At 63.0% G+C, this 25,041-nt stretch carries 23 protein-coding genes and 1 other RNA gene; 17 read left to right on the plus strand and 7 right to left on the minus strand.

Annotated features, from left to right (window positions below; translation table 11 throughout):
• Positions 1 to 23 precede the first annotated feature (23 nt).
• Entirely contained in the window at positions 24 to 1,274 is a 1,251-nt protein-coding gene (locus VEIS_RS30165; protein ID WP_011808291.1) for an AAA family ATPase, read from the plus strand.
• Complete coding sequence (locus tag VEIS_RS02385) at positions 1,271 to 1,921, plus strand: DUF4276 family protein (protein WP_011808292.1); 651 nt, start codon at positions 1,271 to 1,273, stop codon at positions 1,919 to 1,921. Before VEIS_RS30165 ends, VEIS_RS02385 begins: the two co-directional genes overlap by 4 nt.
• Before the next feature lie 68 nt (positions 1,922 to 1,989).
• Here VEIS_RS02385 and VEIS_RS02390 read toward each other — a convergent pair whose 3' ends face one another.
• Positions 1,990 to 2,304, minus strand: coding sequence for a DUF1840 domain-containing protein (locus VEIS_RS02390; protein WP_041949756.1), 315 nt, complete (start codon positions 2,302 to 2,304; stop codon positions 1,990 to 1,992).
• The gene (locus tag VEIS_RS02395) at positions 2,265 to 3,605 is read right to left on the minus strand and encodes a class I SAM-dependent methyltransferase (RefSeq protein ID WP_011808293.1); all 1,341 of its coding nucleotides are present in this window, start codon (positions 3,603 to 3,605) and stop codon (positions 2,265 to 2,267) included. Before VEIS_RS02395 ends, VEIS_RS02390 begins: the two co-directional genes overlap by 40 nt.
• 222 nt (positions 3,606 to 3,827) lie before the next feature.
• Between VEIS_RS02395 and VEIS_RS02400 the strand changes: the two genes are divergently transcribed.
• Genes VEIS_RS02400 through VEIS_RS02420 form a run of 5 tightly spaced genes read left to right on the plus strand, consistent with a single transcriptional unit; the run spans position 3,828 to position 7,177 of the window.
• The gene (locus tag VEIS_RS02400) at positions 3,828 to 4,319 is read left to right on the plus strand and encodes a MarR family winged helix-turn-helix transcriptional regulator (protein ID WP_011808294.1); all 492 of its coding nucleotides are present in this window, start codon (positions 3,828 to 3,830) and stop codon (positions 4,317 to 4,319) included.
• Positions 4,316 to 5,170 carry an enoyl-CoA hydratase family protein gene (locus VEIS_RS02405; protein ID WP_011808295.1) on the plus strand — a complete coding sequence of 285 codons (855 nt, stop codon included), beginning with the start codon at positions 4,316 to 4,318 and terminating at the stop codon, positions 5,168 to 5,170. The genes VEIS_RS02400 and VEIS_RS02405 overlap by 4 nt, the downstream gene beginning before the upstream one ends.
• Positions 5,171 to 5,173: 3 nt before the next feature.
• Entirely contained in the window at positions 5,174 to 6,409 is a 1,236-nt protein-coding gene (locus tag VEIS_RS02410) for an acyl-CoA dehydrogenase family protein (RefSeq protein ID WP_011808296.1), read from the plus strand.
• A 7-nt stretch (positions 6,410 to 6,416) separates the two neighbouring features.
• Positions 6,417 to 6,788 carry an AMP-binding enzyme gene (locus VEIS_RS02415; protein WP_011808297.1) on the plus strand — a complete coding sequence of 124 codons (372 nt, stop codon included), beginning with the start codon at positions 6,417 to 6,419 and terminating at the stop codon, positions 6,786 to 6,788.
• Positions 6,785 to 7,177 carry a RidA family protein gene (locus VEIS_RS02420; protein ID WP_011808298.1) on the plus strand — a complete coding sequence of 131 codons (393 nt, stop codon included), beginning with the start codon at positions 6,785 to 6,787 and terminating at the stop codon, positions 7,175 to 7,177. The genes VEIS_RS02415 and VEIS_RS02420 overlap by 4 nt, the downstream gene beginning before the upstream one ends.
• Positions 7,178 to 7,224: 47 nt before the next feature.
• On the opposite strand, the gene VEIS_RS28105 is transcribed toward VEIS_RS02420, so the two are convergent.
• On the minus strand, positions 7,225 to 7,530 hold the full coding sequence (locus VEIS_RS28105) for a hypothetical protein (RefSeq protein ID WP_198137946.1): 306 nt from the start codon (positions 7,528 to 7,530) through the stop codon (positions 7,225 to 7,227).
• 567 nt (positions 7,531 to 8,097) lie between these two features.
• On the opposite strand from VEIS_RS28105, the gene VEIS_RS24615 reads away from it, so the two are divergent.
• Genes VEIS_RS24615 through VEIS_RS02455 form a run of 6 tightly spaced genes read left to right on the plus strand, consistent with a single transcriptional unit; the run spans position 8,098 to position 16,767 of the window.
• Entirely contained in the window at positions 8,098 to 8,754 is a 657-nt protein-coding gene (locus VEIS_RS24615) for a GspH/FimT family pseudopilin (protein WP_011808300.1), read from the plus strand.
• An 11-nt stretch (positions 8,755 to 8,765) separates the two neighbouring features.
• A complete protein-coding gene (pilV, locus tag VEIS_RS25315; protein WP_157048679.1) occupies positions 8,766 to 9,413 on the plus strand; it encodes a type IV pilus modification protein PilV in 648 nt (215 codons plus the stop codon).
• Between the two features lie 5 nt (positions 9,414 to 9,418).
• Complete coding sequence (locus tag VEIS_RS02440; protein ID WP_011808302.1) at positions 9,419 to 10,480, plus strand: PilW family protein; 1,062 nt, start codon at positions 9,419 to 9,421, stop codon at positions 10,478 to 10,480.
• A 22-nt stretch (positions 10,481 to 10,502) separates the two neighbouring features.
• On the plus strand, positions 10,503 to 11,264 hold the full coding sequence (locus VEIS_RS02445; protein WP_157048369.1) for a pilus assembly PilX family protein: 762 nt from the start codon (positions 10,503 to 10,505) through the stop codon (positions 11,262 to 11,264).
• An 11-nt stretch (positions 11,265 to 11,275) separates the two neighbouring features.
• On the plus strand, positions 11,276 to 16,291 hold the full coding sequence (locus VEIS_RS02450; protein ID WP_041950442.1) for a pilus assembly protein: 5,016 nt from the start codon (positions 11,276 to 11,278) through the stop codon (positions 16,289 to 16,291).
• Positions 16,288 to 16,767: a type IV pilin protein gene (locus VEIS_RS02455; RefSeq protein WP_011808305.1), complete on the plus strand. Its 480-nt coding sequence runs from the start codon at positions 16,288 to 16,290 to the stop codon at positions 16,765 to 16,767. Before VEIS_RS02450 ends, VEIS_RS02455 begins: the two co-directional genes overlap by 4 nt.
• 155 nt (positions 16,768 to 16,922) lie before the next feature.
• Here the strand turns inward: VEIS_RS02455 and VEIS_RS28110 are convergent, their stop codons facing one another.
• Entirely contained in the window at positions 16,923 to 17,123 is a 201-nt protein-coding gene (locus VEIS_RS28110; protein ID WP_157048370.1) for a hypothetical protein, read from the minus strand.
• Between the two features lie 312 nt (positions 17,124 to 17,435).
• On the opposite strand from VEIS_RS28110, the gene VEIS_RS02465 reads away from it, so the two are divergent.
• Both VEIS_RS02465 and VEIS_RS02470 read left to right on the plus strand, forming a co-directional pair.
• Positions 17,436 to 19,148 carry an NAD(P)/FAD-dependent oxidoreductase gene (locus tag VEIS_RS02465; RefSeq protein WP_041950443.1) on the plus strand — a complete coding sequence of 571 codons (1,713 nt, stop codon included), beginning with the start codon at positions 17,436 to 17,438 and terminating at the stop codon, positions 19,146 to 19,148.
• A 228-nt stretch (positions 19,149 to 19,376) separates the two neighbouring features.
• The gene (locus VEIS_RS02470; RefSeq protein ID WP_011807917.1) at positions 19,377 to 20,864 is read left to right on the plus strand and encodes an IS5-like element ISVei5 family transposase; all 1,488 of its coding nucleotides are present in this window, start codon (positions 19,377 to 19,379) and stop codon (positions 20,862 to 20,864) included.
• Positions 20,865 to 20,973: 109 nt separating this feature from the next.
• Here VEIS_RS02470 and recR read toward each other — a convergent pair whose 3' ends face one another.
• From recR to dnaX, 3 genes are read right to left on the minus strand one after another with little or no spacing between them, the layout of a single operon-like run.
• Positions 20,974 to 21,564 (minus strand): recombination mediator RecR, encoded by a 591-nt coding sequence (gene recR / locus VEIS_RS02475; protein WP_011808308.1) that lies wholly within the window; start codon positions 21,562 to 21,564, stop codon positions 20,974 to 20,976.
• A gap of 17 nt (positions 21,565 to 21,581) precedes the next feature.
• Positions 21,582 to 21,914: a YbaB/EbfC family nucleoid-associated protein gene (locus VEIS_RS02480; RefSeq protein ID WP_011808309.1), complete on the minus strand. Its 333-nt coding sequence runs from the start codon at positions 21,912 to 21,914 to the stop codon at positions 21,582 to 21,584.
• Positions 21,915 to 21,939: 25 nt separating this feature from the next.
• Positions 21,940 to 23,784: a DNA polymerase III subunit gamma/tau gene (dnaX, locus tag VEIS_RS02485; RefSeq protein ID WP_011808310.1), complete on the minus strand. Its 1,845-nt coding sequence runs from the start codon at positions 23,782 to 23,784 to the stop codon at positions 21,940 to 21,942.
• An 88-nt stretch (positions 23,785 to 23,872) separates the two neighbouring features.
• On the opposite strand from dnaX, the gene ffs reads away from it, so the two are divergent.
• Positions 23,873 to 23,968, plus strand: an RNA gene (gene ffs, locus VEIS_RS25060) — signal recognition particle sRNA small type.
• A gap of 3 nt (positions 23,969 to 23,971) precedes the next feature.
• A complete protein-coding gene (locus VEIS_RS02490) occupies positions 23,972 to 24,898 on the plus strand; it encodes a 2-hydroxyacid dehydrogenase (RefSeq protein ID WP_011808311.1) in 927 nt (308 codons plus the stop codon).
• Positions 24,899 to 25,041 lie beyond the last annotated feature (143 nt).

Here is a 25,041-nt window from a genome sequence, read left to right on the forward strand (position 1 = left end):
CAGCCGAAGGCGAAGGTACTCCAGTGAGCACGCAAACCAACGACGCAACCGACGCGGGGCAGATCTCGCGGCTTGTGCTGCGTGGCTACAAGTCCATTGCCGAATGCGACCTGGAACTGCGCCGGCGCAATGTGCTGATTGGCGCCAACGGCGCCGGCAAATCCAACTTCATCGGTTTTTTCCGCCTGGTCCATCAGATTCTGAATCAACAGTTGCAAATGGCAGTTGGCCTGGCCGGAGGGCCGGATGCCTTGCTGCACTTCGGTCGCAAAAAGACGCAAGAGTTGTATGCCGCTGTGTACTTTGGCGACGGCAGTTACAGCTTCACCCTGCAGCCGACCCAGGACAACCGGATGATGTTTGCAAGCGAGGTATTGTCGTCAGGGGAACTGCGTGCAGACGACGCGCGCACACAGGCTACGGCCCAGGCGGACTTGCATGAGGATCTTCGCTGGCACGCGGCCATAGCCGTTCTGAACCATCCAGGCAGTTCGCAGGAACAGCGTGAAGCCGCGCGCGCGTTCATGGACCAATGGAGCAGCAAGCACGGTCCTTTCGAGACTTCGATCGAAGAACAAAAGAAACGCATCGGTCCGCACCACTTTGATCTCCTCTACCCGGTCATGCGCAGTTGGCGCATCTACCACTTCCATGACACCAGCGCGAGCGCCAGCATCAAGCAAATCCACAATATCAATGACAACGAATACCTGCGTGACGACGCCCGGAACCTGGCGGCCTTCCTGCTGCGGCTGAAGAATCAGCACGAGGAGCATTACCGCCGCATCGTGAAAACCATTCGCTTGGTGGCGCCTTTCTTTGGCGACTTCATGCTGCGTCCCACCGTCGATAACCGGGAAAGGATTCAGCTCGAATGGACACAGTCGGGGCAGGACGAGCCTTTCACTGCCAGCGCCTTGTCCGACGGCACGCTGCGCTTCATCTGCTTGTCCACCGTGCTGCTGCAACCGCAAGAACATATGCCGGCGACCATCCTGATCGACGAGCCGGAACTGGGTCTGCACCCGTTCGCCATCAGCGTGCTCGGCGCCTCGATGAAGTCTGCCGCATGCCGGCACCAACTGATCGTCTCGACACAGTCGGTGGAACTGGTCAACGAGTTCGATGCGCAGGACCTGATCGTGGTCGACATGCGCGCCGGTGCCTCGATCTTCAAGCGCCCGGATGCCGAAGCGCTGTCCGAGTGGCTGACCGAGTACAGCCTGGGCGATCTGTGGAAAAAGAACCTGCTGGGCGGGAGACCGGGGCGATGATCCGCGTCTATCTGCTGGTCGAAGGGCAGACGGAAGAAACCTTTGTCAACGATCTATTGCAGCCCCACTGCGCAGAGATGGGCCTTTATCTGACGCCCATCATCGTCAGCACCAGCACCGGCCATCGGGGTGGCGTCGTCCGCTACGCCAAGGTCAAATCCCAGATCGAAAGGCTCTGCAAGCAGGATGCCAGGGCTTATGTCAGCACGTTGTTCGACCTCTACGCGCTACCCGACGACTTTCCCGGCAAGAGCAACCGGGATTTTCCGGGCGCGGCGAATGGACGATGCAAGGCGGAATTTCTGGAAGCAAAACTTGCCGCCGACATCGGGCAGCGCAACTTCATTGCCCACCTGCAGGTCCATGAGTTCGAGGCGCTGCTGTTCACCCGCATCGAGGACTTCACGCCGTGGGTGGATGACGCCAGCATGCTGGCGCCCTTGCGGGCAGTGCGCAAGACGACCGCGCCCGAAGATATCAACGACAGCCCGCAGACGGCGCCCTCCAAGCGCATCCTGGCGGCCATGCCCCACTATCAGAAAACTTCTCACGGGCCGCAAATCGCCTGCGCCATCGGGCTTCATCCGATGCGCGCAGCCTGTCCGCATTTTGACCATTGGCTGCAGAGGATCGAGGGCCTGGCATGAGGCTGGCCGCCCGCATTCATGCGCACTGCCAGTCCGACCGCGACCAGCCGCGCCGGGCCGAAGCCCCCTCACACGCCCCAAACCACATCCACATCCGCCGCCGCGCTGCGCCTCAACAGCTCGATGAAAGGCGCGGCCCGGTGGCGCAGGCGCACGGCATCCTGGCGCTCGTCGGCGGCTGGCCCGGTGGCGGTCGCCGACGGCGGCAGGGCTTCATCGGCTGCCACGGCCGCTTGCAGTGCGGCGATGGCGGCGGGGATCTGCGCGGCGGTTACGATGCCGCGGGCACCGGGGGGTTTGCCGATGATGGCCACGATCTGCCGGCCCTGCGGTTCCAGCATGATCAGGTCGGCGCCAGCGCGGGACTTGAATCGGTAGAGCATGGCAAAGCGTTTCCTTGGGCCGCGTAGATGTAGTCGCGCATGAACGGGTAGTCCGATTGTGCGCCGGGCATGGTGCCGGTGCCGGCATTGCCGTCGGGTTGGGCGAGCAGTATCTGGTGCAGCGCCATCCAGCCGCGCTCGAACCCCAGCGCGCTCCCCGCCAGATACAGGCGGTAGGCGCGCAGCACCTTGTCGCCCTGCCCTGCGCCGGACTGTGCGGCCAGCACCTGGCGCGCCGCAGGCAATCGGGCTTCCAGCCGGTCGGACCAAGCCCATAGCGTGCGCGCGTAGTGCGGCCGCAGGTTTTCGGTGTCAACCATTTCCAGGCCGGCGCGCGCCATGTGGTGCAGCACGGCGCTGACATGCAGCAGTTCGCCTCCGGGAAAGATGTACTGTTCGATGAAGTCCCCCATGCCGGCGCCGAGACCGGCGTTGTCGACCGCGCCAGCGGTGATGCCGTGGTTCAGCAACAAGCCGCCCGGGCGCAGCAGGCGGGCCAGTGTGGCGAAGTAACGCCCCATTTGCGCGCGCCCCACATGCTCGAACATGCCGACCGAGGCGATCTTGTCGAAGGGCTGCCCGACCGGCAACGCCCGGTAGTCGCACAGCAGCATGCGCACCCGGCCCTGCAGGCCCTGCGCCTGAATCAGGCGCTGCACATGCGCGTGCTGGTTGTGCGACAGCGTGATGCCCGTGGCATCGACGCCGTAATGCTCGGCCGCCCACAGCAACAGGCCGCCCCAGCCCGCGCCAATGTCCAGAAAGCGTTCGCCGGCGCGCAGGCGCAGCTTGCGGCAGATATGGTCGAGCTTGGCCTCCTGCGCCTGTGCCAGGGCCATGTCCGGCGTGCGGAAATAGGCGCAGGAGTAGACGCGGCGAGGGTCCAGCCACAGCGCGTAGAAGTCGTCGGACAGGTCGTAGTGAAACTGCACCTGGCGCGCGTCACGCGCCATGGCGTGCGCCAGTGTGCGCGTCGCCAGCGCCCGCACCCGGGTCCAGGCCAGCAGGCGTTGCCACCAGCGCTGGGGCCAGTCGCGGGCCGGGTCGCGGGTGAGCAGGCCGGCGGCGGCGGCCATCAGGTCGCGCATGCCGCCCTCCAGCGCCACCCGTCCTTCGACGATGGCTGCACCCACGTTGCCCAGTTCGCCGGTGGCCAGCGCCACCAGGGCCATGCGATCGTGAAAGCGCAGCGTGACCGCCGGATCGGGCGCGCCCAGTTGCTGGCCCGCAGGCAACTGCAGCGCAATGGGCACCGGCAACGTTGCCAGCCGCCCCTCCAAGGTGTGCAGCAAGTGCTTCATGTCAACATTCTGTCACTTCCACTTGGCGTCGACACGGGAAGACCCGATTAACCCTGATTGACAGGGTTTCGTTTAAATCTAAACTAATTCGCCACGGACATCATTGGCACCAACGGCAGGTCGGGGGCTCCTGGCGCGCTTTCATCTTGCAGAAAACAGGTGATGGTGCAAGCAAACAAAGCGCATGTAGCTATCGACAACAAAGCAAACCAGGGATGAGCCATGGATCTGGAAGCCCGCCTGCACGACGCAGCCCCCAGCGCGCACCCCGAAGCGCTGCGCCTGTGGCTGCGCATGCTCACCTGCACGCAACTGATAGAAAAGCAGGTGCGCAGCCAGTTGCGCACGCAGTTCGACACCACGCTGCCGCGCTTTGACCTGATGGCGCAGCTCGAACGTGTGCCCGATGGCATGAAGATGAAAGATCTCTCGCGCCGCATGATGGTCACCAACGGCAACATCACCGGCATCACCGACCAACTCGTGGCCGAAGGGCTGGTCGAGCGCCTGGACGTGCAGGGCGATCGCCGCGCCTGGTTCGTGCGCCTGACGCCCCGGGGCCGCCGACAGTTCATGGTCATGGCGCGCCAGCATGAGCAATGGATCGTGCAAGCCTTCGCCGCGCTGGGCGAGCACGACATCGCCACCTTGCACCGGCTGCTCGGCAAGGTCAAGGAACACTGTCAAAACCCCAGTCCGGAGAGCAGCGAATGAAGCATTACATAGCGGCCAGCAACCCCATGCGCCCGCAGTTCAACCCCCAGGCCGGCTACGCGGCCCGGCATTTTGCCTGGCACTTCGACGCCGGCGTGGGCACCATCACACTCGACCGGCCCGAGCGCAAGAACCCGCTCACGTTCCAAAGCTATGCGGAGCTGCGCGACTTCTTTGGCGCGCTGCGCCAAGCCACCGACGTGAAGGCCGTCGTGCTCACCGGCGCCGGCGGCAACTTTTGCTCAGGGGGCGACGTGCATGAAATCATCGGCCCGCTGACCCGGATGAGCATGCCCGAGTTGCTGGAGTTCACGCGCATGACCGGCGAACTGATCAAAGCCCTGCGCGCCTGCCCGCAGCCGGTGCTGGGCGCGATCGACGGCATCTGCGCCGGCGCCGGCGCAATGCTGGCGCTGGCCTGCGACCTGCGCTACGGCAGCGCAGCCACCCAAACCGCTTTTTTGTTCACCCGCGTGGGCCTGGCCGGCGCCGACATGGGCGCCTGCGCGCTGCTGCCGCGCATGATAGGCCAGGGCCGCGCCAGCGAACTGCTGTTCACTGGCCGCGCGATGACGGCGCAAGAGGGCCTGGCCTGGGGCTTTTTCAACCAGCTCTACGACAGCGCCGAACTGCTGGCCCGCGTGCAGGCCACGGCCCGCCAACTGGCCGAGGGCCCCGGCTTCGCCCATGGCATGACCAAGACCATGCTGGGCCAAGAATGGAGCATGGGGCTGGAGCAAGCCATCGAAGCCGAGGCGCAAGCGCAGGCCATCTGCATGCAGACCGAAGACTTCCGCCGCGCCTACACCGCCTTTGCCGCCCGGCAAAAGCCCGTGTTCCAGGGAGATTGAGCGATGCATGTCGCCACCCCGCCCGCCCCCTGTCCGCCCCCCACAGCGCACTTGGCCCTGCCTTTTTTTGACGCCGCGCATCGCACATTGGCCCTGGGCCTGCTGCCTTGGGCCGCCGCCCAGCAGGTCGATGAAACCGACGACCGCGCCGCCTGCCGCGACTGGGTTCGGCGCCTGGGCGCTGGCGGTTGGCTGCGCTACTGCGTGCCGGCCGCGCATGGCGGCGCCCTGCCGGCGCTGGACTCGCGCGCGCTGGTGCTGCTGCGCGAAACCCTGGCCTACCACTCGCCGCTGGCCGACTTTGCCTGCGCCATGCAGGGCCTGGGCAGTGGCGCGATCACGCTGGCAGGCAACCCCGCGCAGCAGGCGCGTTACCTGCCAGGGGTGGCCAGCGGCAGGCTGATCGCCGCCTTTGCGCTGAGCGAGCCTGAGGCCGGATCGGATGTGGCGGCCATGCAGACCATGGCCCGCAGCGCAGAGGAAACCAACCCCGGTGACCGCCCCGACAGTTATTCGCTGGCGGGCAGCAAGACCTGGATCAGCAATGGCGGCCTGGCCGACTTCTACTGCGTGTTTGCCAAGACCGACCCGACCGCAGGCACGCGCGGCATCAGCGCCTTCATCGTCGACGCCGATACGCCGGGGCTGGATGCCACGCAGCATCTGCATGTGATGGCACCGCACCCGCTGGCCACGCTGCGCTTTGCCGACTGCCGCTTGCCAGCCAGCGCGCTACTGGGCCCGCTGCACGGCGGCTTCAAACTGGCGCTGCGCACGCTGGACATCTTCCGCGCATCCGTGGCCGCCGCCGCGCTGGGCATGGCCCGGCGCGCATTGGCCGAGGCGGTGCAACACGCGCGCCAGCGCCGCATGTTCGGCCAGACGCTGGCCGACTTCCAACTCACGCAGGCCCGGCTGGGCGAAATGGCCGCACTGGTGGACAGCGCCGCGCTGCTGACCTACCGCGCTGCATGGCTGCGCGATGAAGGCGAAAAGCACCAACGCAGCGTGGCCGCTGAACTCCGGGAGCGCAGCGTAGCCGCCGCGATGGCCAAAATGACCGCCACCGAAAACGCCCAGCGCGTGATCGACATGGCGCTGCAACTGCATGGCGGGCGCGGCGTGGAGCGGGGCAGCAAGGTCGAAGCGCTGTACCGTGACATCCGTGCATTGCGCATCTACGAGGGGGCCACCGAAGTGCAGCAATTGATCATCGGCAAGGCCGTTTTGCAGCCATAGACCCGGCATGAACGCCCCCTGCGCCCAGCCCGAGCATTGCGTGCACGACCGGTTGCCGCCGCAGTGGCCCGCGCGGCGCCTTGCGAACGCGGCGAACCCGGTGCCAACCCTTCCCGGGCAGGCCGCCGGGCGCGCCGGCCACAGCGACCGGCCCCTGATCAAAGCCCTGCGCGTACCGCGCCCGGGCCACACCGGCGCCGCCGCCATGGCCCGGGCCTTGCCAGAGCATCTGAGAACCGGCGCCGCCCCCTGCCACACCCCGCGCGTGGTGCCATTCGTCAGCACGCTGCCCCGCACCGAAACCGGCAAACTCCAGCGCTGCGCGCCGCACCCGTTGACCCACAATCCCGATCCCTCCAAGCCTGCTGCTACACCATGAATATCCTGCAACCACCCGGCTGGGTTTCCCCCAAGGGCTACGCCAACGGCGTGGCCGCACGCGGCACGATGATCTTCACCGGCGGCCAGATCGGCTGGAACGCGCAGCAGCAGTTCGAGAGCGATGACTTCATCGCCCAAACCCGCCAGACCCTGCTCAACGTGCGCGCCGTGCTGGCAGCAGGCGGAGCCGGCCCCGAGCACCTGGTGCGACTGACCTGGTATGTGCTCGACCGCAGGGAGTACAACGCCCGCCTGACGGAACTGGGCCTGGCCTACCGCGAGGTGCTGGGCCGCAACTTCCCGGCGATGGCCTGCGTGCAGGTGGTAGCGCTGATGCATGAGCGCGCCAAGGTGGAGATCGAGGCCACGGCGGTGGTGCCCGACTGACCGTCCTGGCCTCCCGAAACGCGGCCCGACGATCGGGCCAAAGCCTGTCAATCACGCAACGCCGCCCCATGCATGGCGCCGATGTGGCCTCGGCCTCCTTGAAAACCGTTCTTGCTTGAGGTGGCGCAAAACGGTGGTCTGCGTGAAGCCCACGCCAGCCCTTGGCGTGCTTTGTTTTCCGTTTTCGACCCCACCGGCTTGGGTGTGCAATGGAAAGGCACCCGGCGCAAGCGCTTGTCCGCCGCAGCTTGGCCCGGGACGCCTTTGACGGCGCGCTGATGCCGCCCCTTGCGGCACATCCCATCCACGACGAGCCGGTCTTCGTCGCCCAAGTGCCATTCGGTCTGACGCATCGCCACTTCTGCGGGCATCGATGGGCGCTGGCAGGACCCATGTTTCGTTGATTGCGGGGCTGTGGAACAGACCTTCTTGCCCTCGCGCAAAACCCTTGCGCACAGCCTTGTCCCGGTGTTCTTCAGGCCCGCCCCCACCACCGGCCTGGCGGACGCTGCGCAGCGTGGTGCGGCCATCGTCGCAGAGCACCCGTGCGCGCATCCAGCCCACCGTGTCGCCCTGTGCCATTCCCGTCCCTTGGCGTATGCGTTTCAGCAATCGACCGAGTCGACAGGATAAGTAGATACTTCCTACAGCACTAAGTTACAATACGAGACTCATGTTTCATTGATTGCCGAACTGCTTCAGACATGCGCCCATGGGCCTGGCAGACGCTGCGCAGCGTGACACGAGCATCGTTGCAGCGCACCCATGCCTTGACCGGCACCCGCTCGTGCATCCAGCCAACCTGCCGCCCTGTGCCAGCCCCGTCCCTTGGCGGATGTTTTTCAGTGAACGGTCGAATTGGCAGGATGAACGGATACTTTTTGCGCATAAAGTTTCAATAAGACACATAAGATACATCCATGATCCATCAATCACCCCGGGCTGGCGCTGCCCACCCAAGCATGCAACGGCTGCGCGAGCAACTCCCGAAAAGCCGTCTGCGCACCGTGGCGCGAGGCTTCACGCTGACCGAACTCCTGATGACGCTGGCCCTGGCCGCCATCCTGGGCAGTTTGGCGGCGCCCGCGGTGCGGGACTTCATTGTTCGCAGCAAGCTGACCAATCTCGGCAACGAATTCATCAGCAGCGTTCTGAAAGCCCGTAGCGAGGCCGTCAATCGCAATACCTGTGTCACCCTGTGCCTGAGCAGTAATGCAGACGCTGACGCACCCGCCTGCGCAAGCACCACGCCAACGACCGATTGGCACAAGGGTTGGATTCTTTTCCTCAACCCCATCTGCAACAACGACGCCACGGCCCCAGCAGACCCCATCAATATGTTGCTGGCCCGTCCGGCAGCAAACGCGGATTACAGCTTGCTGGCGCAGAACGGCAAAACAAAAATGATTTTCAATGCGCACGGAGGGCTTGCGAATGCCGATCTGGAACAATTCAATCTGATTTACAAAAGCAGCGAAGATCCACTGACAAAAAAATTCGCCTTCAATATTTGCATGAATGGTCTGGGGCGTACCCGCATGATTCCCCCCAATAAAACATGCACGAATTACCATTGATGGCATTTTTCATGAATCATTCAAAACGAAAATCCACCGCCCCGCCATCACTGCAATGCGCGCGCGGCGTCACCCTGGTGGAGGTGATGGTGGCCATCGTTGTCTTGTCCATCGGCTTGCTGGGTATTGCAGGGCTTCAGGCAGCGACATTGAAGTACAAGATAAACACCTGGGCGCGTTCGTCAGCATCGACCTTGCTCTCGGATTTGTCGGAGCGGGTCCGGATCAATCCGGACTCCGCAGGAAAGCGTTTTGCCGAGACAGGGGCGGATATCGCATCAAAGTACGTCATCGGCGACGCCTGGGCAGCCCAACAATTGGCCGCGCTGGACCCCATAACGCCGAACTGTGAAACGGAACCCTGTACGCCTTTACAGCGTGCCACCCATGATTTGCAGGCCTGGCGGCAACGGGTCCGCAATAGCCTGCCGCAAGGTGCCGCCCTGATTTCAGGCAATCGAAAGAACGGGCTGACTGTCACCATGATGTGGTTTGACAATGAACTAGTGGAGCCGGCCACTGACGGTGGTCCGCAGGCTTTGGTTGCCACACCTGTCTGCTCCGGTAGTGAAACAGGAATGGCCCAGCAAACTTGCTGCCCGCCGGAGGCCGCTGCCCCTGCCGGGGTTCGCTGCGCCCGATTTTCTTTTATCCCGTAAGCACCATGTTCAAATCGATCCGAGCGCAACAGGGCCTGAGCCTCGTCGAATTGCTGGTGGCAATGACCATCAGCCTGGTCGTCATGATCGCTGCTGCTTATGTATATCTGTCAGCGCGCGAATCACAACGGGCCATCGACAGAACCGGCAGCAGCCGTGAAACCGGCGCATTCGTGATGCAAATGCTGGGGCATGAAATCAGGAATGCAGGGTTTTATCCTGCCACGGTGGCGCCGATTTTTTCGGACCCCGCCCAACAGGGCATGTACGACACCTATCCCCCGCTGCCATCCGATCCACGGGTAGCGACCGACTGGCAAAACCCCGCCGAGGGCTGGCCACCCGCAGCGTTCCAAGCCGGTATTTTTGGCTGCGATGGTGGCGAATTCAACGTTACAACCAGCACCTGCCCCACGGTGGATGCGGACGCGGCGGATACCTTGGTCATCAACTATTTCACCAGCGACACCAAAACCATGGGAAGCAATGCCGGCCAGCGCTGGGACTGCACTGGCCACGATGTGGCCCCCGGTGAGGCCGGGGCAGGGGGCGATCCCAGCAACGATGTACGCAAGAAAAACTCGAACGGCAGTCCTCCAACGCAGACGAATGAAGCCATACCCCCGCAACTGCCCGTATTTGTGTCGAATCGCTTTACGCTCAGGGATGTCAGAGTCGCCGATCAGTTTCAAGAGATCGGCACCAAGAGCCTGGTGTGCAGCGGAAATGGCAAAAGCCCCCATGGAGCAACGGATGAAACAGCATACCAATCCATCATCGCAGGACTGGAAGACCTGCAATTTGCTTACGGTATCCACAACGGAACGAGCATGCAGTTTCATACGGCAACACAAATCGATGGCAATGCCCCGCTCCTTTGGCGAAATGTGACCGTGGTGCGCGTTTGTCTGCTGACGCGCACCCTTGGCGGCAATACGCGCCTGCCAGGCGCACCGAGCACATACCGCGATTGCAACGGTGCCGAGAAAGACCATCCCGCCGGCGACACCATCACCCGGCATGTTGAAGAATTCGGTTTGCGCAATAATATGAAACAATATTACTAGGATACGGGCCATGCGATATTTGATGAAACCCGTCCCCAACGCGCACGGTGCAGCAAAAGCGCAAGAGCGCGGCGTTGCATTGGTGGTCGTCATGCTGTTTCTGATCGCCATTACCGGCATCGGCGTCTGGACCGCCCGACAATCGATGCTGGCCGAAAACATGGCACGCAATCAGATGGACCATGAAGTCGCCCGGCAAGCCGCAGAATCGGCACTGCGGGATGCCGAACGGGACATAGACAGCGCTTCGATGGGGGTATTGCAGGAAGGCGCATCGTGCCGACGCAATGCCTCCGCCGGCATGACATATGGCTTGAACCCTATTGAGTTCACTGCGGATTGCGCGCAGGGTCTTTGTGACACGAATGACACCAGCTATGCCAGCAGCAATTGGGATACTGCGAGCTCCAGCAGTTCCAGCAGTTCCAGCAGTTCCAATGTGGAACCCTGGTGGCCAAAGAACAAAGGTGGGCAGTGGAATGATGATGAGACCAGTAAGCCAGGGCGAAACCCCGTGAACGACAATAACTGTCTCACATTCAAGGGCGCCGTTCCCTTGGGCACATATACCGGTGTTCCTCCCATCCGTGGCGTGGAGAAACAGCCGGAATACCTGATTGAAGTGTTCATGCGCAAGAATATCCGCATGAATCTCGAAGAGACCAGCGTCACCTCCACGGCCGAAAATGCCAACCAGTGGGCACGGATGTACAGAATCACGGCACGGGGTTTCGGGTATTCGCGGAGAACCCAGGTCGTTTTGCAGACAGTGTTTTTTCCATGATGAACAAGACCATGACCATTCATCACATGTACCAACGCACCATGAAAACATCAGACAACATCAAGTCGAGTCTGCTGCTGGCCATCATGTTCAGCAGCATGAATCTGTCGGCAGCGCCCGTGCACGCAGATGTCGAGGTATCGAAACCGGTCATCGCGATACCACCGAACATTGTCGCCATAGCCAAAAAGCCCATGGTGATGCTGACTGCGTCCAAAGACCATTTGCTTTTCGGGCCCGTTTACACGGATTTTGAAGATCTCGATGATGATGGTGTGATCGACACCACTTTCAAGCCGACTTTCGAGTATTACGGTTATTTTGATGCAAGAAAATGCTACGCTTACGACAATGATGCCGGTCAATTCAATCCGGCTGCCATGGCCATCCAGACCTCCGTCACCGTTGGCTCGGCAACTGCCACCAAATACAGTTGCTCACCCCGGGAATCCCATTGGAGCGGCAACTTCCTCAATTGGACCACGATGACCCGATTGGATATCGTCCGTAAAATGCTGTATGGCGGCTACAGGGTTTTGGACATCAATGGATCGACCGTCTTGATGGGAGCCAAATTGGTGGAAGATTCACACTCGTTTGTCAAGTATTACAATGGTACCGATGTTCGTGATTACACACCATTCGATCAGGCGATGCTCACCAGACCCGCTACCGACGACTCTGCCAACGCCGGTTATTATGCGGGGTTGAGTATTTGCCTGACCGGCAACGCTGATGATTACGAAATGTCGCAACCCGTCATGCGTCTGGTCAAGGGGAATGTACGGTTTTGGTCTACCGTCAACTGGGAAGCCTGTCGGTGGATCGAGGAAGATCGTGAAGGTGCGGGCACTTTTGGCCCCAAACTCTCACGCGCTTACTCCAGTGCAAATGCAGGTGATGGAAAAATCGGAGACCGACCTGTCCACCATGAAGCATCCCTGCCGTCCATGGCCAGGAGTGGCGCCACTTATTCCGGTATCGGGCCCCAACTGAATGTTCGGGTCAAGGTCTGCGACCCGGCGCGGTTGGGTGCAGAGCGTTGCCAGGCGTTTCCGCCGCACTCTGTGACGAATTTCAAGCCCTATGGCTTGCTCCAGGAATTCGGTCATCCCAAAACTGCCGGAGATGCGGCCCGGGCGGAGTTCGGATTGATCACCGGCAGTTATGACAATTACAATGAGGATGGCCACATAAGAGGGGCAGCAGGGGCGTTGCGAAAGAACATGGGAGACCTGGAAGACGAGATCAACCGCACGACCGGCGTTTTTTGCCATAACTCCGGATCCGGTTGCCCCGCAACCTTGCCAGATGGTCGAGCGACAGGCGTTGGCGCCATCAAGACATTCGACACGATGTCTCTTTATGGCCGCAGAACGCGTGGCTATCAGAGCAATACGGCATGGCTCAATCCTCTGGGTGAAATGCTCGCGCAAACGTTGCAATACTATGCCTATAACGGCACGACACCTGTGCCCAGCAACCCGGCAGTCACTGCTGCTGACAGCAGTGCCGGCATGCCGGTTGCCACATGGCGCGATCCGTTCATCGATTCATCGGCACGCAGAGCCAGATACGGCAATGCCGTTTGCCGTCCGTTGAACGCTTTGGCGATTTCTTCCAGCACCCTCAGTTATGATGGGCAAGCGGCCAGTCCATTTAGCAGCCTGCCGAATTCCAATGCCGGCCTCGATTTTTTTGTCAACAAAATAGGCCAAGCCGAAGGCATCCATGGCACTGCCCGCTCGGTAGGCTCCGTACCTGGCAATGATGAAAAGTCGTGCTCTGCCAAAACAGTCCAACAGCTTTCAGATGTGCGGGGTATTTGCCCCGAGGCTCCCGCCCTGGAGGGGAGCTATCAGATTGCGGGGGTTGCGCTCTATGGCAATACCAAGCCGATTCGCGACTTGGGCAGCCATCGTCCTGCGGATCTTGACAGGGTGGAGAATGCATTGAAGGTCAAAACCATGGCAGTTTCCCTTTCGGGCGGAGCGCCGCGCATCGACGTTCCTGTTCCTGCGCCTCCTGTTGCAGACTCCACCGCCAACCCTTCTGACCCTCCCTCCCTGCTCAACCCCAGAAGATACATCACCATCACGCCTGAAAGCGTGCACAGCGGCGGCAAGCCGAATGCCCCCCTGGTCTTTGCATCGATCAGTTCCAGTCCGACCCATGGCGCATTCCTCGTGGCATGGAACGATCAATTTTTGGCCGCCGATTATGACATGGATGTCGTTGGTTTTCTCCGTTATGACTTGATCAGAAACGTGAATTCACCTTCCGGTTGGGATATCAGGGTTCGGACAGATATTTCGAATCTCTGCTCCAGTCTGGGTGGGACATATGGTTTCAGCATCATCGGAGTCCAGAAAAGAGATGCTGCCAATAACTTGGTCAATGCTGACGGGCGGTATCTCACCCATCAATACGGAAATGCAGAGGGGGAAGAATTTGAGGGGCAGATATATTGGGACGATTATACAGAAGCATGGGGGCAACTGCGTGACATGCCACCGACATCCCAGTATCTGTGCGGTGATGCGTCTTATCGGCGCAAAACACTTCTCACCGACGCAAGCGTGGACTATGCGCATTCCGTGTGCTACGTTGCGGACAATTATTGCGAGGCAAGGAACATGGATTATTTTCATGACGAAACATTTCATGTGGCAGGCGAAGCAAATGCCCTCATCAAGGAGCCACTCTGGTACGTCGGAAAATACGGTTCATTCAAATCCAGCGTAGAAAACACCGATGGCACCTACAGCACACTGCTCATGCCTCCTACCCAGAATAACCATAGCTGGGACAGTGTCAGAACGGACGGAAGCGTTGGGCAGGACGGCGTTCCAGACGGTTACTTTCTTGCCCGCCGCCCGGAGTTGCTGGAAGCGCAGTTGCGCACTGCGCTCCATGCGGCGGCAAAAAGTTTGAATTCTGCACCAGCCATTGCATCAGCCCAATTGACAGGCGGTAGCCGAAAATTCGTGGCAAGATTTTCCGAAACTACCGTGTCAGGTGAGTTGGAGGCTTACGAAGTCGATGCAGAAGGTGAGTTTCAGGCCACGCCCGTCTGGCAAGCGGGTGCAATGCTCAAGGAGCGCACCAGGCTCTCTTCCGGAAATGACAGGGCCATCATTACCAATGACGGAAATGGCCGGGCGGCAGGCGTCGGATTCAGGTGGGCAGACTTGCCTGAAGATTACAGAAAGAAAATGACGGAACAGGGCACCAATCAATTGTCGGAAGCGAATGCACAACTGGCGCTGAACTATATTCGCGGAGACCATTCGCGGGAAGACCCGAACGGGCTGCGCCAGCGCGCAGACAGCCTGCTTGGCCCCGTGGTGAATGCGACTCCCTGGATCCAGGGTCCCCCCGGCCCAGTCTTGGCAGGCTTCAGATCGGCGGATGAGCGTATTGGATATAGTGCTTTTTTCAGCGCGCATAAAGACCGTGCCAAGCTGATTTGGCTGGCCGCCAACGATGGTATGTTGCACGCGTTCAATCCCGACACAGGTGCTGAGGTTTTTGCCTATGTGCCAGGCGCATTGGCCAATCGGCTGGCGGAGATTCCGTTGCAGCGGGGCGCAGCCACGCGCACGAAACTGGAAGGGAGCAATTTCGTGACCGGCCCCGAAAGGCATCCCCCAGGAGGCACGGTCTGGGCCTATGTCGACGGCCATCCCTTTTCTGCCGATGTCATGGTGGGGGACGATTGGAAAACCTATGTATTCGGCACCCTGGGGCGTGGTGGCAAAGGTATTTTTGCCCTGGATGCCACCGTGGTTGCCGATTTGACCGAAAGCAATGCCGCCAGCGTGTTCAAGTGGCAATTCACCTCGACCGATGATGAGGATCTGGGACATATCACCGGGGAGGTGTCGGTTCATGCTGCATCCAACCAGGCTACGCCGGTTGTCAGGATGAACAATGGCAAATATGCCCTGCTTTTGGGCAATGGCTACAAATCCATGCCGAGCACCGCTCCGGGTAAGGCGGTGTTGTATGTTCTTTTCGTGGATGGCCCCAACGATGAAGGTAGCTGGACGGGGCGCTACACAAAGATTGTGGCTGATGCCGGCCCTGGTAATGGCCTGTCAATGCCCCGCTGGGAGGACATCGATGGCAATGGCACGGCGGATGTCGCTTATGCGGGCGATCTCAAAGGCAATCTCTGGAAATTTGATTTGCAAAGTGACAGGCCGAACGAGTGGCAGGTGGCCCTCAAGGAAGGAACGGTCAATAAGCCTCTGTATACTGCCAGCGATGCGATTACGACTGCACCACAGATCATGTACATGGGCAAGGGCGGATTCATGGTCAATTTTGCGACCGGTAATGCATTTGAAACCCATGATTTCCCCAAGCTCGGGGTGCCGCAGCGGATTTATGGCATTTGGGATCGGCCATCCTTCGTGGGAACGCGGCCCATCCGTACCGATACTTTGGCGCTCCGCGCATACACGCGAAACCAGGATGGCAAAGTCATCGGCGCCGCCGATGCTCCCGCTTTGGATTGGTCGCGCCACAATGGCTGGTATATGGATTTGCCAAATCCCGGGGAGGCGGTTCTGTCAAACCCGACTCTGGAATCAGGCGTTTTGTCGTTTGTGACGGTTCGTCCGAAAGCGGCTGACACCGGATCGACGGCATCTTGTTTTTCAAGCCCCCTTGCCGCGTTGTATACCGTGGATCCCATTTCAGGCAAAACCGAGCGCAATCTCCAGGGCAGCATCACGCTGAACGACACGCAAGTGTTTGTCACCGCCAGGGAAATTGGCGATCAAAAGGTACGCCTGGCCCATGACAGAACCCAAAAGGCTTTCACCAAGAATTGTCAAGCCGGGCAAGCGGGCTGCACCTGCACGGGAAGCACTTGCACCAAGGCCGCCATCTGCGGCCCCGGGCAACGCGCCAAGAGGGTCATCGGCAGTAGCGCCGATGCCGTGCTGTGCATGAGCAACCCCGCGCCACGCTTGCAATGGCGGGAAGTTTCTGGATTGGGGAGGACGGACCAACCATGAAACACCAACATGTGCAGGGCGGTTTCACGCTGATCGAGCTGATGATCATCGTGGCGATCGTAGGTCTTTTGTCTGCCTTGGCCTATCCCTCCTTCAGGGAGCAGGTGATCAAATCCCGGCGCGCGGACGCCAAGACCATCCTGGTCAGTGCGCAGCAATGGATGGAGCGGTTTTATACGGAGAATTTTCGCTACGATAAAAACAGGGCCGGTGTGAGGGCGGATGATCCGACGCAGTTTCCGGCCAGGTTCAGCGTTTCTCCCACCGAGGGGAGCGCGCTCTATGATATTGCCGTCGTGGTTGAGGATGGAGAGCTTGACAAATATTCAGTCACGGCTACGCCCAGGGCGGGTTCTGCAATGGCCAGAGACCGTTGCGGGAATTTTCGCATCGATCATTCAGGGCAAAAAACCGTGTTTTCCCATGGATTTGGATCTGCCAATGATGCGATGGCCAACAGGGTTTGCTGGCAATGATGACGCAGCACGGCTCTGGTCGTTTCAGCAGGCGCGTGAGTCCGCCGAGAAGGTCGCCCACCAGTTGCGCGGGCTTTTCGAGCAGGCTTACGGCAAGCCGGATGCCGCGACCGACGTCGCGCCCGATGCCTGCGAGGCGGTCGCCGACACCTCGATCACGCTGGCCGACCTCCGGCGCGTGGATCAGTGGCGGCTAGTGTCGTGTCACCGATCAAATGTCGTAGGCTGCGCGCAGCCATCGGAGCGCAGCGCAAGGCGCATCGCGCAGCCAATACCGAGCGTATTGGCAAGCGATGCAACGCCGCGATGCGCTTCGATGGCCAGCGCAGACCGACAGATGATCGGTGACGCGACACTAGAGTACATCCGTCTGGGCGACGACGATCACGGGGACTTCCTCCCTGTTTGGGGAAACGCCTGCATGATGCTCTCCCACCCGTTCGGCGGGCATCACCCGCCATCCCTCCATGCCCGCCCCATTGCCAATTGCTACAATCAGCACTCTTGTTGGCAGCAACCGACCGCCACCAAAGCCACCACATTTCAAGAAGCATCGAGCGCTCATGTGCATGCCCAGGGATGATGTGCGCGTCGCGCCAGGCACGGTCGGACTGTCAGATCTGGTCGATGACGATCGGCTCGTGCGCCGAGGGCATGCCACGCCGGGCATGATCCGCCTGTCGGAGATCCGTCTGCCTTTCACGCTGGCCGAGGCCCCCGAGGCAGCGCTTCGGGCCGCCGTCTGTGAACTGCTGAATCTGGCTCCGGCCGACATTGCCCGGGTCGATGTCTTCAAGCGCAGCTTCGATGCGCGCAAGGCGCTGCCGCTGGCGGTGTACATCGTCGATGTCACGCTGGCCGAACCTGAGCGTGCCACCGCGTTGCTGGCCCGGTGGGCCGGCCATCCGCAGATACAACCCCGCCCGGACATGACCTGGCGCCCCGTGGGCCAGGCGCCGGCCGATCTGCCGCTGCGCCCGGTGGTGGTCGGGTTTGGCCCCTGCGGCATCTTCGCGGCGCTGGTGTTGGCGCAAATGGGCTTCAAGCCCATCGTGCTGGAACGCGGCAAACCGGTGCGCGAGCGGGCCCGGGACACCTGGGATCTGTGGCGCAAGCGCGTGCTGCATGCCCAAAGCAATGTGCAATTCGGCGAGGGCGGGGCAGGCGCTTTCTCGGACGGCAAGCTCTACAGCCAGATCAAGGACCCGCGCCACCTGGGCCGCAAGGTGTTGCACGAGTTGGTCAAAGCCGGCGCGCCGCCGGAGATCCTGTACCTGGCGCATCCGCATATCGGCACTTTCAAGCTGGTGCGGGTGGTGGAGAATCTGCGCGCGCAGATCATTGCGCTGGGCGGTGAGGTCCGCTTCGGGCAGTGCGTGACCGATATCAACGTCGTGCGCCAGGGCGCCGTTGGCCGACAGTTGCGCGGCCTGTCCGTCCTCGACCTGGCCACCGGCCAGACCACCGGGCTGCGCGCCGACCATGTGGTGCTGGCGCCGGGCCATAGCGCGCGCGACACCTTTGTCAGTCTGTACGAACGCGGCGTGGCGATGCAGGCCAAGCCGTTTGCCATCGGTCTGCGGATCGAGCATCCGCAGGGCCTGATCGACCGTGCGCGCTGGGGCCGCCACGCGGGCCACCCGCTGCTCGGCGCTGCCGATTACAAGCTGGTGCACCATGCGGCCAACGGTCGCGCGGTGTACAGCTTTTGCATGTGCCCTGGCGGCACGGTGCTGGCCGCCACCAGCGAGCCGGGCTGCGTGGTGACCAATGGCATGAGCCAGTACTCGCGCAACGAGCGCAATGCGAACGCGGGCCTGGTGGTGGGCATCACCCCGAGCGATTACCCGCGCGATGACGCCGCGTTCGAGGCCCAGTTGGGCCGCAGCTACGGCGTCCAGGCCCTGCATCCCGGGTACTGCCACCCGCTGGCCGGCATGGTGCTGCAGCGCCAGTTGGAGTCCCACGCCTTTGTGCTGGGCGGGCGCGACTACAGTGCGCCGGGCCAACTGGTGGGCGATTTCATGGCCGGCAAGCCCTCCACGCAATGGGGCACGGTGGCGCCTTCCTACCGGCCCGGCGTGACCTTGGGCGACCTGCATGCGGCCCTGCCCGGCTACGCCATCGCTGCGCTGCGCGAGGCCCTGCCCGTGTTCGGCCGCAAGATCAAGGGCTTCGACATGCACGATGCGGTGCTGACCGGGGTCGAGACGCGCAGCTCGTCACCGCTCGTGATCAGCCGCAATGGGCAGTTGCAAAGCCTCGGCACCGCCGGCCTGTACCCCGCCGGCGAAGGCGCGGGCTATGCGGGCGGCATTTTGTCCGCCGGGGTCGATGGCATCGAGGTCGGCGAGGCCGTGGCGCGCAGTTTGATGAAATGAGGCCCGTTCGCCGCGCCTGCGGCTCCTGGTGTCGCGTCACCGATCATCTGTCGGTCTGCGCTGGCCATCGGAGCGCATCGCGGCGTTGCATCGCTTGCCAATACGCTCGGTAGTCGGCCCTGCAAATTCTCTGCGACCCGCATGAATGCTGGATTTTTGGCTCTTTGTGGTCCACCGAATCTCCCAGGATTCGTTGAACAGGCAGCTGATTCCTGAGAGATTTGCGCAATGCCCGAGCCCACCGACACGGCTGATTTCTTCCGCTCCCGTCTGGCCGAGATGATCGACTTGCGCCACCCGCTGGCGGTGCTGGCGAGCCGTCTTCCCTGGACGCAGATCGAAGCGGCACTGGCACCTTATTTCGCGCGTCGGGTCCGTGCCGGTCGAGTTCTGGAACACGACGATCTCTTCGGCCCTTCGCTCCAGGTCGCGGGCGCCGGTGTCGCCGCCGCGGGCCGCCCGCGTCTTCCCCTGCGCCTCATGGCCAGCCTGCTGTATCTGAAGCACGTCTACAAGCTCAGCGACGAGGAACTGGTCGAGCGCTGGGCCGAGAACGTGCAGTGGCAGTTCTTCAGCGGCATGACCTTCTACGAGCCACGCCTGCCCTGCGACGCCACCCAGATCGGGCGCTTCCGCTCGATCCTGGGCGAGGCCGGTGTCGAGGAACTCCTGAAGGCCACCATCGACACTGCGGTGGCCTCCAAGGCGATCAAGCCGGCCGAGTTCGAGCGCGTGATCGTGGATACCACCGTCCAGGAGAAGGCCATCGCCCACCCCGTGGACTCCCGCCTGCTGGAGATCGCCCGCGCCAAGGTGGTGGCTGCCGCCAAGCGCGCGGGCATCGCGCTGAAGCAGACCTTCGCCAAGGAAGGCAAGAACCTGCGCCGCAGGGCTGGCGGCTACGCCCACGCCAAGCAGTTCAAGCGCTTGAAGAAGGTGCTCAAGCGCCAGCGCACGGTACTGGGTATCGTGCTGCGCGAAGTGCAGCGCAAGCTTTGCAAGTTGCCTGCGACATCGGTGCCTGCCGTCGATCGCTTGCGCGCACTGATGGGCCGCGCCGAGCGCATTCGCACCCAGCGCCCGAAGGACAAGAACAAACTCTATGCATTGCACGCGCCCGAAGTTGAGTGCATCGGCAAGGGGAAGGCGCGCCGGCCTTACGAGTTTGGCGTGAAGGTCAGCGTGGCCGTCACGCACAAGCAGGGGCTGGTGGTCGGTGCGCGCAGCTTCACGGGCAACCCGTATGACGGCCACACGCTGGCCGAGCAACTCGAGCAGGTCAAGATCCTGACGGAGGACACGGGCGCCAGCCCGAAGCAGGCAGTGGTGGACCTGGGGTTCCGGGGCGTGGACGCAGCCAATCCGGGCATCCAGATCATTCATCGGGGGCGCTTCAAGTCCTTGACCGATGCCCAGCGCCGCTGGCTCAAGCGAAGGCAGGCGGTGGAGCCCACCATCGGACACCTGAAGCACGACAACGGGATGGATCGGTGCTGGCTGCAGGGTGCCACCGGTGACGCGCTGCATGCAGTGCTGTGTGCGGCGGGCTACAACATCCGCTGGCTGCTGCGCGCCATCATGCGCCTCGGGCTCAAGGGCCTTTTATTGCGCCTGATCGCCTTGCTGCGCACGCTCATCGGCGTCCCCCACTTCTTCGCATCCAACGAAATCACGCCATCACGCGCCGCCGCGCGGTTCGCTGCGATAGCGAAATGAATTTCGCAGGTCCGACTCGGTATGGGCTGCGCGATGCGCCTTGCGCTGCGCTCCGATGGCTGCGCGCAGCCTGCGACATCTGATCGGTGACGCGACACTGGCCTGCCGGTCAACGGCGATCGACCAGCGCATGGGCGATCGTGCCCAGGTCCACATACTCCAGTTCACTGCCCACCGGCACGCCGCGCGCCAGCCGGGTCACATGCAGCCCCTGGCGCTTGAGCGCCTGGCTGATCACATGGGCCGTGGCTTCGCCCTCGGCATGGAAGTTGGTGGCCAGGATCACTTCCTGCACCCCGCCCTCGGTGGCGCGCGCGATGAGTTTTTGCAGGCCGATCTCCTTGGGGCCGACGCCGTCGAGCGGGCTGAGCCGCCCCATCAGCACGAAGTACAGCCCTTTGAAAGCCCCGGTGCGCTCCAGCGCTGCCTGATCGGCAGGCGTCTCGACCACGCACAGCCTGGTGGCGTCGCGCCCCGGGTCCAGGCAGGTGCGGCAAGTCTCGGCTTCGGTGAAGGTGTGGCAGCGCGCGCAATGCTGCACCGACCCCAGCGCGTCGTGCAGCGCCTGCGCCAGCGCCTGCCCGCCGGCCCGGTCATGCTGCAGCAGATGAAATGCCATGCGCTGCGCCGACTTCACGCCCACCCCCGGCAAACGGCGCAGCGCCTGTATCAGCGCATCGAGGGCGTTGCTGGAGGACATGCGGCGTGCGCGCGCCTTCAGAACGGAAATTTCATGCCGCCGGGCAGGCCCGGCATACCGGCGGTGAGCTTGCCCATCTTCTGCTCCGAAGTTTCCTCGGCCTTGCGCACGGCGGCATTGAAAGCCGCCGCCACCAGGTCTTCCAGCATGTCCTTGTCCTCCGCCAGCAGGCTCGGGTCGATGCGGATGCGTTTGACATCATGCTTGCAAGTCATCAGCACCTTCACCAGGCCGGCGCCGGATTCACCTTCGACTTCGATCAGCGCCAGTTCGTCCTGGGCTTTTTTCAGGTTGTCCTGCATTGCCTGGGCTTGCTTCATGAGGCCGGCGAGCTGTCCTTTGTTGAACATGGGGGTTTCCTTTTTGCTGGAGGGTTCATGCAGGTTTGACGCTGCCCGGCACGATTTTCGCGCCGTGCTCGCGCATCAGCGACTGCACATAGGGGTCGTTGGCCACGATGGCCTGCGCGCGGCGCTGGCGTTCGGCGGTGGCGGCGGCATTGCGGCGGGCGGGGCTGTCGCAGACGACGCCCAGCTCGACACGGATTTGGCTGGCATGGCCTGCGGCCTGTAGCGCGGCGCGCAGCCGCTCGCGCGCCGTGGGTTGGTTCAGCGACTCGCTGTCGACGCGCAGCAGCCAGTGCCCGTCGTCGCGCGCCAGCAGTTGCGATTGCAAGGCCAACTCGCGCGCCAGCGCCGTGATGGCCTCTGCGGCCAGCAGTTCCTGCACGGTGGCATGCCAGATGTCGCCCTCTTCGGTCGGGGTACAACGCTCCGATACAGGCGCTGGCATGGACGCGCAATGCGGCGTGGGCTGCAAGCGGGCTCCGGGTTCGGGTGTCACCCGCACCGGAATGGCTACGAATTCAGGCGCATTCTGCAACGGTGCTGATTGCACCGCAGCGGCACCGGACTTCTCGGCACCGGCCGGGTCGAGCAGCGCCGGCGCAATGGTCTGCGCTGGCGCCACAGGGTCTGCCGGGGTGCTCGCAGCCGCAGCAGCAGCAGCCGGTGCCGGTGCCGGTGTTGGTGCCGGGACCGGCACGGATACCGGCACCGCGCCCGAAGGGGCGGCTTCAGGCTGGTGCAGGCTTTTTTTTTCGCTCGGCGCGCCGCCGGGCTTGAAGGCCAACAGGCGCAGCAGCACCATGGTCAGCGCCGCGTATTCGTCGGGCGCAAGCCCCAGTTCGCCGCGCCCGTGCAGGCACAGGCTGTACAGCAGATGGGTTTCGTCCGCCGGCATTGCGGCGGCCAGCCGGGCGGTTTCTGCCGCCTCGGGATCTTGCGCATCCACTGCGTCGGCCTGCTGCGGCACGGCCTGAAGCACTGCCATCCGTTGCAGCACGGCCGCCATCTCTTCGAGCGTGGATGCGGCCGACAGGCCGTTGAGCCGCAACTCCTGCGCGGTTTCGACCACCGCCCGGCCATCGCCTTGCGCCAGCGCATCGATCAGCCGGAACACATACGAGCGGTCGACCGCGCCCAGCATCTGGCGCACGGCGGCTTCTTGCAACTGGCCGCTGCCAAAGGCGATGGCCTGATCGGTCAGCGACAGCGCATCGCGCATCGAGCCGCGCGCCGCGCGCGCCAGCAGTTGCAGGGCCTGGGGCTCGGCGGCCACCTGTTCGGCCGCCAGCACCTGCACCAGGTGCGCGTGCACGGTCTGCGGCGCCATGGGGCGCAGGTTGAATTGCAGGCAGCGGCTGAGCACCGTGACCGGCACCTTCTGCGGGTCGGTCGTGGCCAGCACGAACTTGAGGTACTCGGGCGGCTCTTCCAGCGTCTTGAGCATGGCGTTGAACGCCGTGTTCGTGAGCATGTGCACCTCATCGATCATGAAGACCTTGAAGCGCCCCTGCACCGGCTTGTACACCGCCTGCTCGAGCAGGCTTTGCACCTCGTCGACGCCCCGGTTGGAGGCGGCGTCGAGTTCGGTGTAATCGACGAAACGGCCGCTGTCTATGTCGCTGCAGGCCGGGCAGATGCCGCAGGGCGTCGCGGTGATGCCGCCCTGCCCATCCGGGCCCTGGCAGTTGAGCGACTTGGCCAGGATGCGCGCCACCGTGGTCTTGCCCACGCCGCGCGTGCCGGTGAACAAATAGGCATGGTGCAGGCGCTGCCGGGTCAGCGCATTGCTCAGGGCCTGCACCACATGCTCTTGCCCCACCATTTCGGCGAAATTGCGCGGTCGGTACTTGCGGGCGAGCACGAGGTAGGACATGCGCCCGATTCTACGGCCCGGGCAGCGCGGCAGCGCAGCCCGGGCCGGGCGCGCAAAACAGGACTGGCCTGCGGCTACAATCGCGGCCGACGGGCCTGCCCGCATGGTAAAGCGGCCAACCGGGTCAGGTGGGGAACCAAGCAGCCCTAACTGTGGAGTCAGTGCCGGGGCCAGGCTCGTCAACCAGATGAAAATCACCTTTTGCTGTACCGGCACCCAGGCCGGGCCCTGGTTGCAAGGGCTGGCCGCCGCACTGCCACAGGCTGACATCAGCCTGTGGCAGCCCGGTGCCCCGCAGGCCGACCATGCCGTGGTCTGGAAGCCGCCGCAACAGTTCATCGACGAGCAGCCGCGGCTCAGAACCTTGTTCAACCTGGGCGCGGGCGTGGATGCGCTGCTGCGCCTGCGCCTGCCGCCCGCAGCGCTGGTGGTGCGGCTCGATGACGCGGGCATGGCGGTGCAGATGGCCGAATATGTGTGCCATGCGGTGATTGGCCATTTGCGCGAGTTCGATGCCTATGCGGGCCAAATGCGGGCCGGGCGCTGGGACGACCTGCGCCCGCCGCGCCGGCGCGCGGATCTGCCGGTGGGCGTGATGGGGCTGGGGGTGTTGGGGCAGCGGGTGGCCGGCGCGCTGGCGCAGTTCGAGTTCCCGGTCAATGGCTGGAGCCGCTCGCGCAAGACCGCCATGGACGGGGTTCGCACCTTCAGCGGGGCCGACGGGTTCGATGCATTTCTGGCGGCCAGCCGCGTGCTGGTGAACCTGCTGCCGCTCACGCCCGATACCGTGGACATCATGAACCGCACGACCCTCTCGCGGCTGCAACCGGGCGCCTATGTGATCAATGTGGCGCGCGGCGCGCATCTGGTCGATGAGGATCTGCTGGCGCTGATCGATAGCGGCCATATCGCCGGCGCCACGCTGGATGTGTTTCGCAGCGAGCCGCTGCCCGCCGACCATGCGTTCTGGCGCCATCCCCGGATCACCGTCACGCCCCATATCTCGGCCCGCACATTGCGCCAGGAGAGCATTGCCCAGATTGCGCACAAGATCACCACGCTGGAGCAAGGCGGGGCCGTGGCCGGGGTGGTGGACCCGGCGCGCGGCTATTGACGCGATGCGGCTTGGCCGGGTGACAGGCGGGCGCTGGCCAGGCAGGGCCGAGGCGGGCGCACCATGGTCACGCCGGCAGCGCCTGCCCGCTGGCCCGGGCGCTGCGCGCCGCTCCTGGTCGGGGCGGTCTTGGTCGGGGCTGC

The sequence above is a fragment of the Verminephrobacter eiseniae EF01-2 genome (genome assembly GCF_000015565.1).
GTDB lineage: Bacteria > Pseudomonadota > Gammaproteobacteria > Burkholderiales > Burkholderiaceae_C > Acidovorax > Acidovorax eiseniae.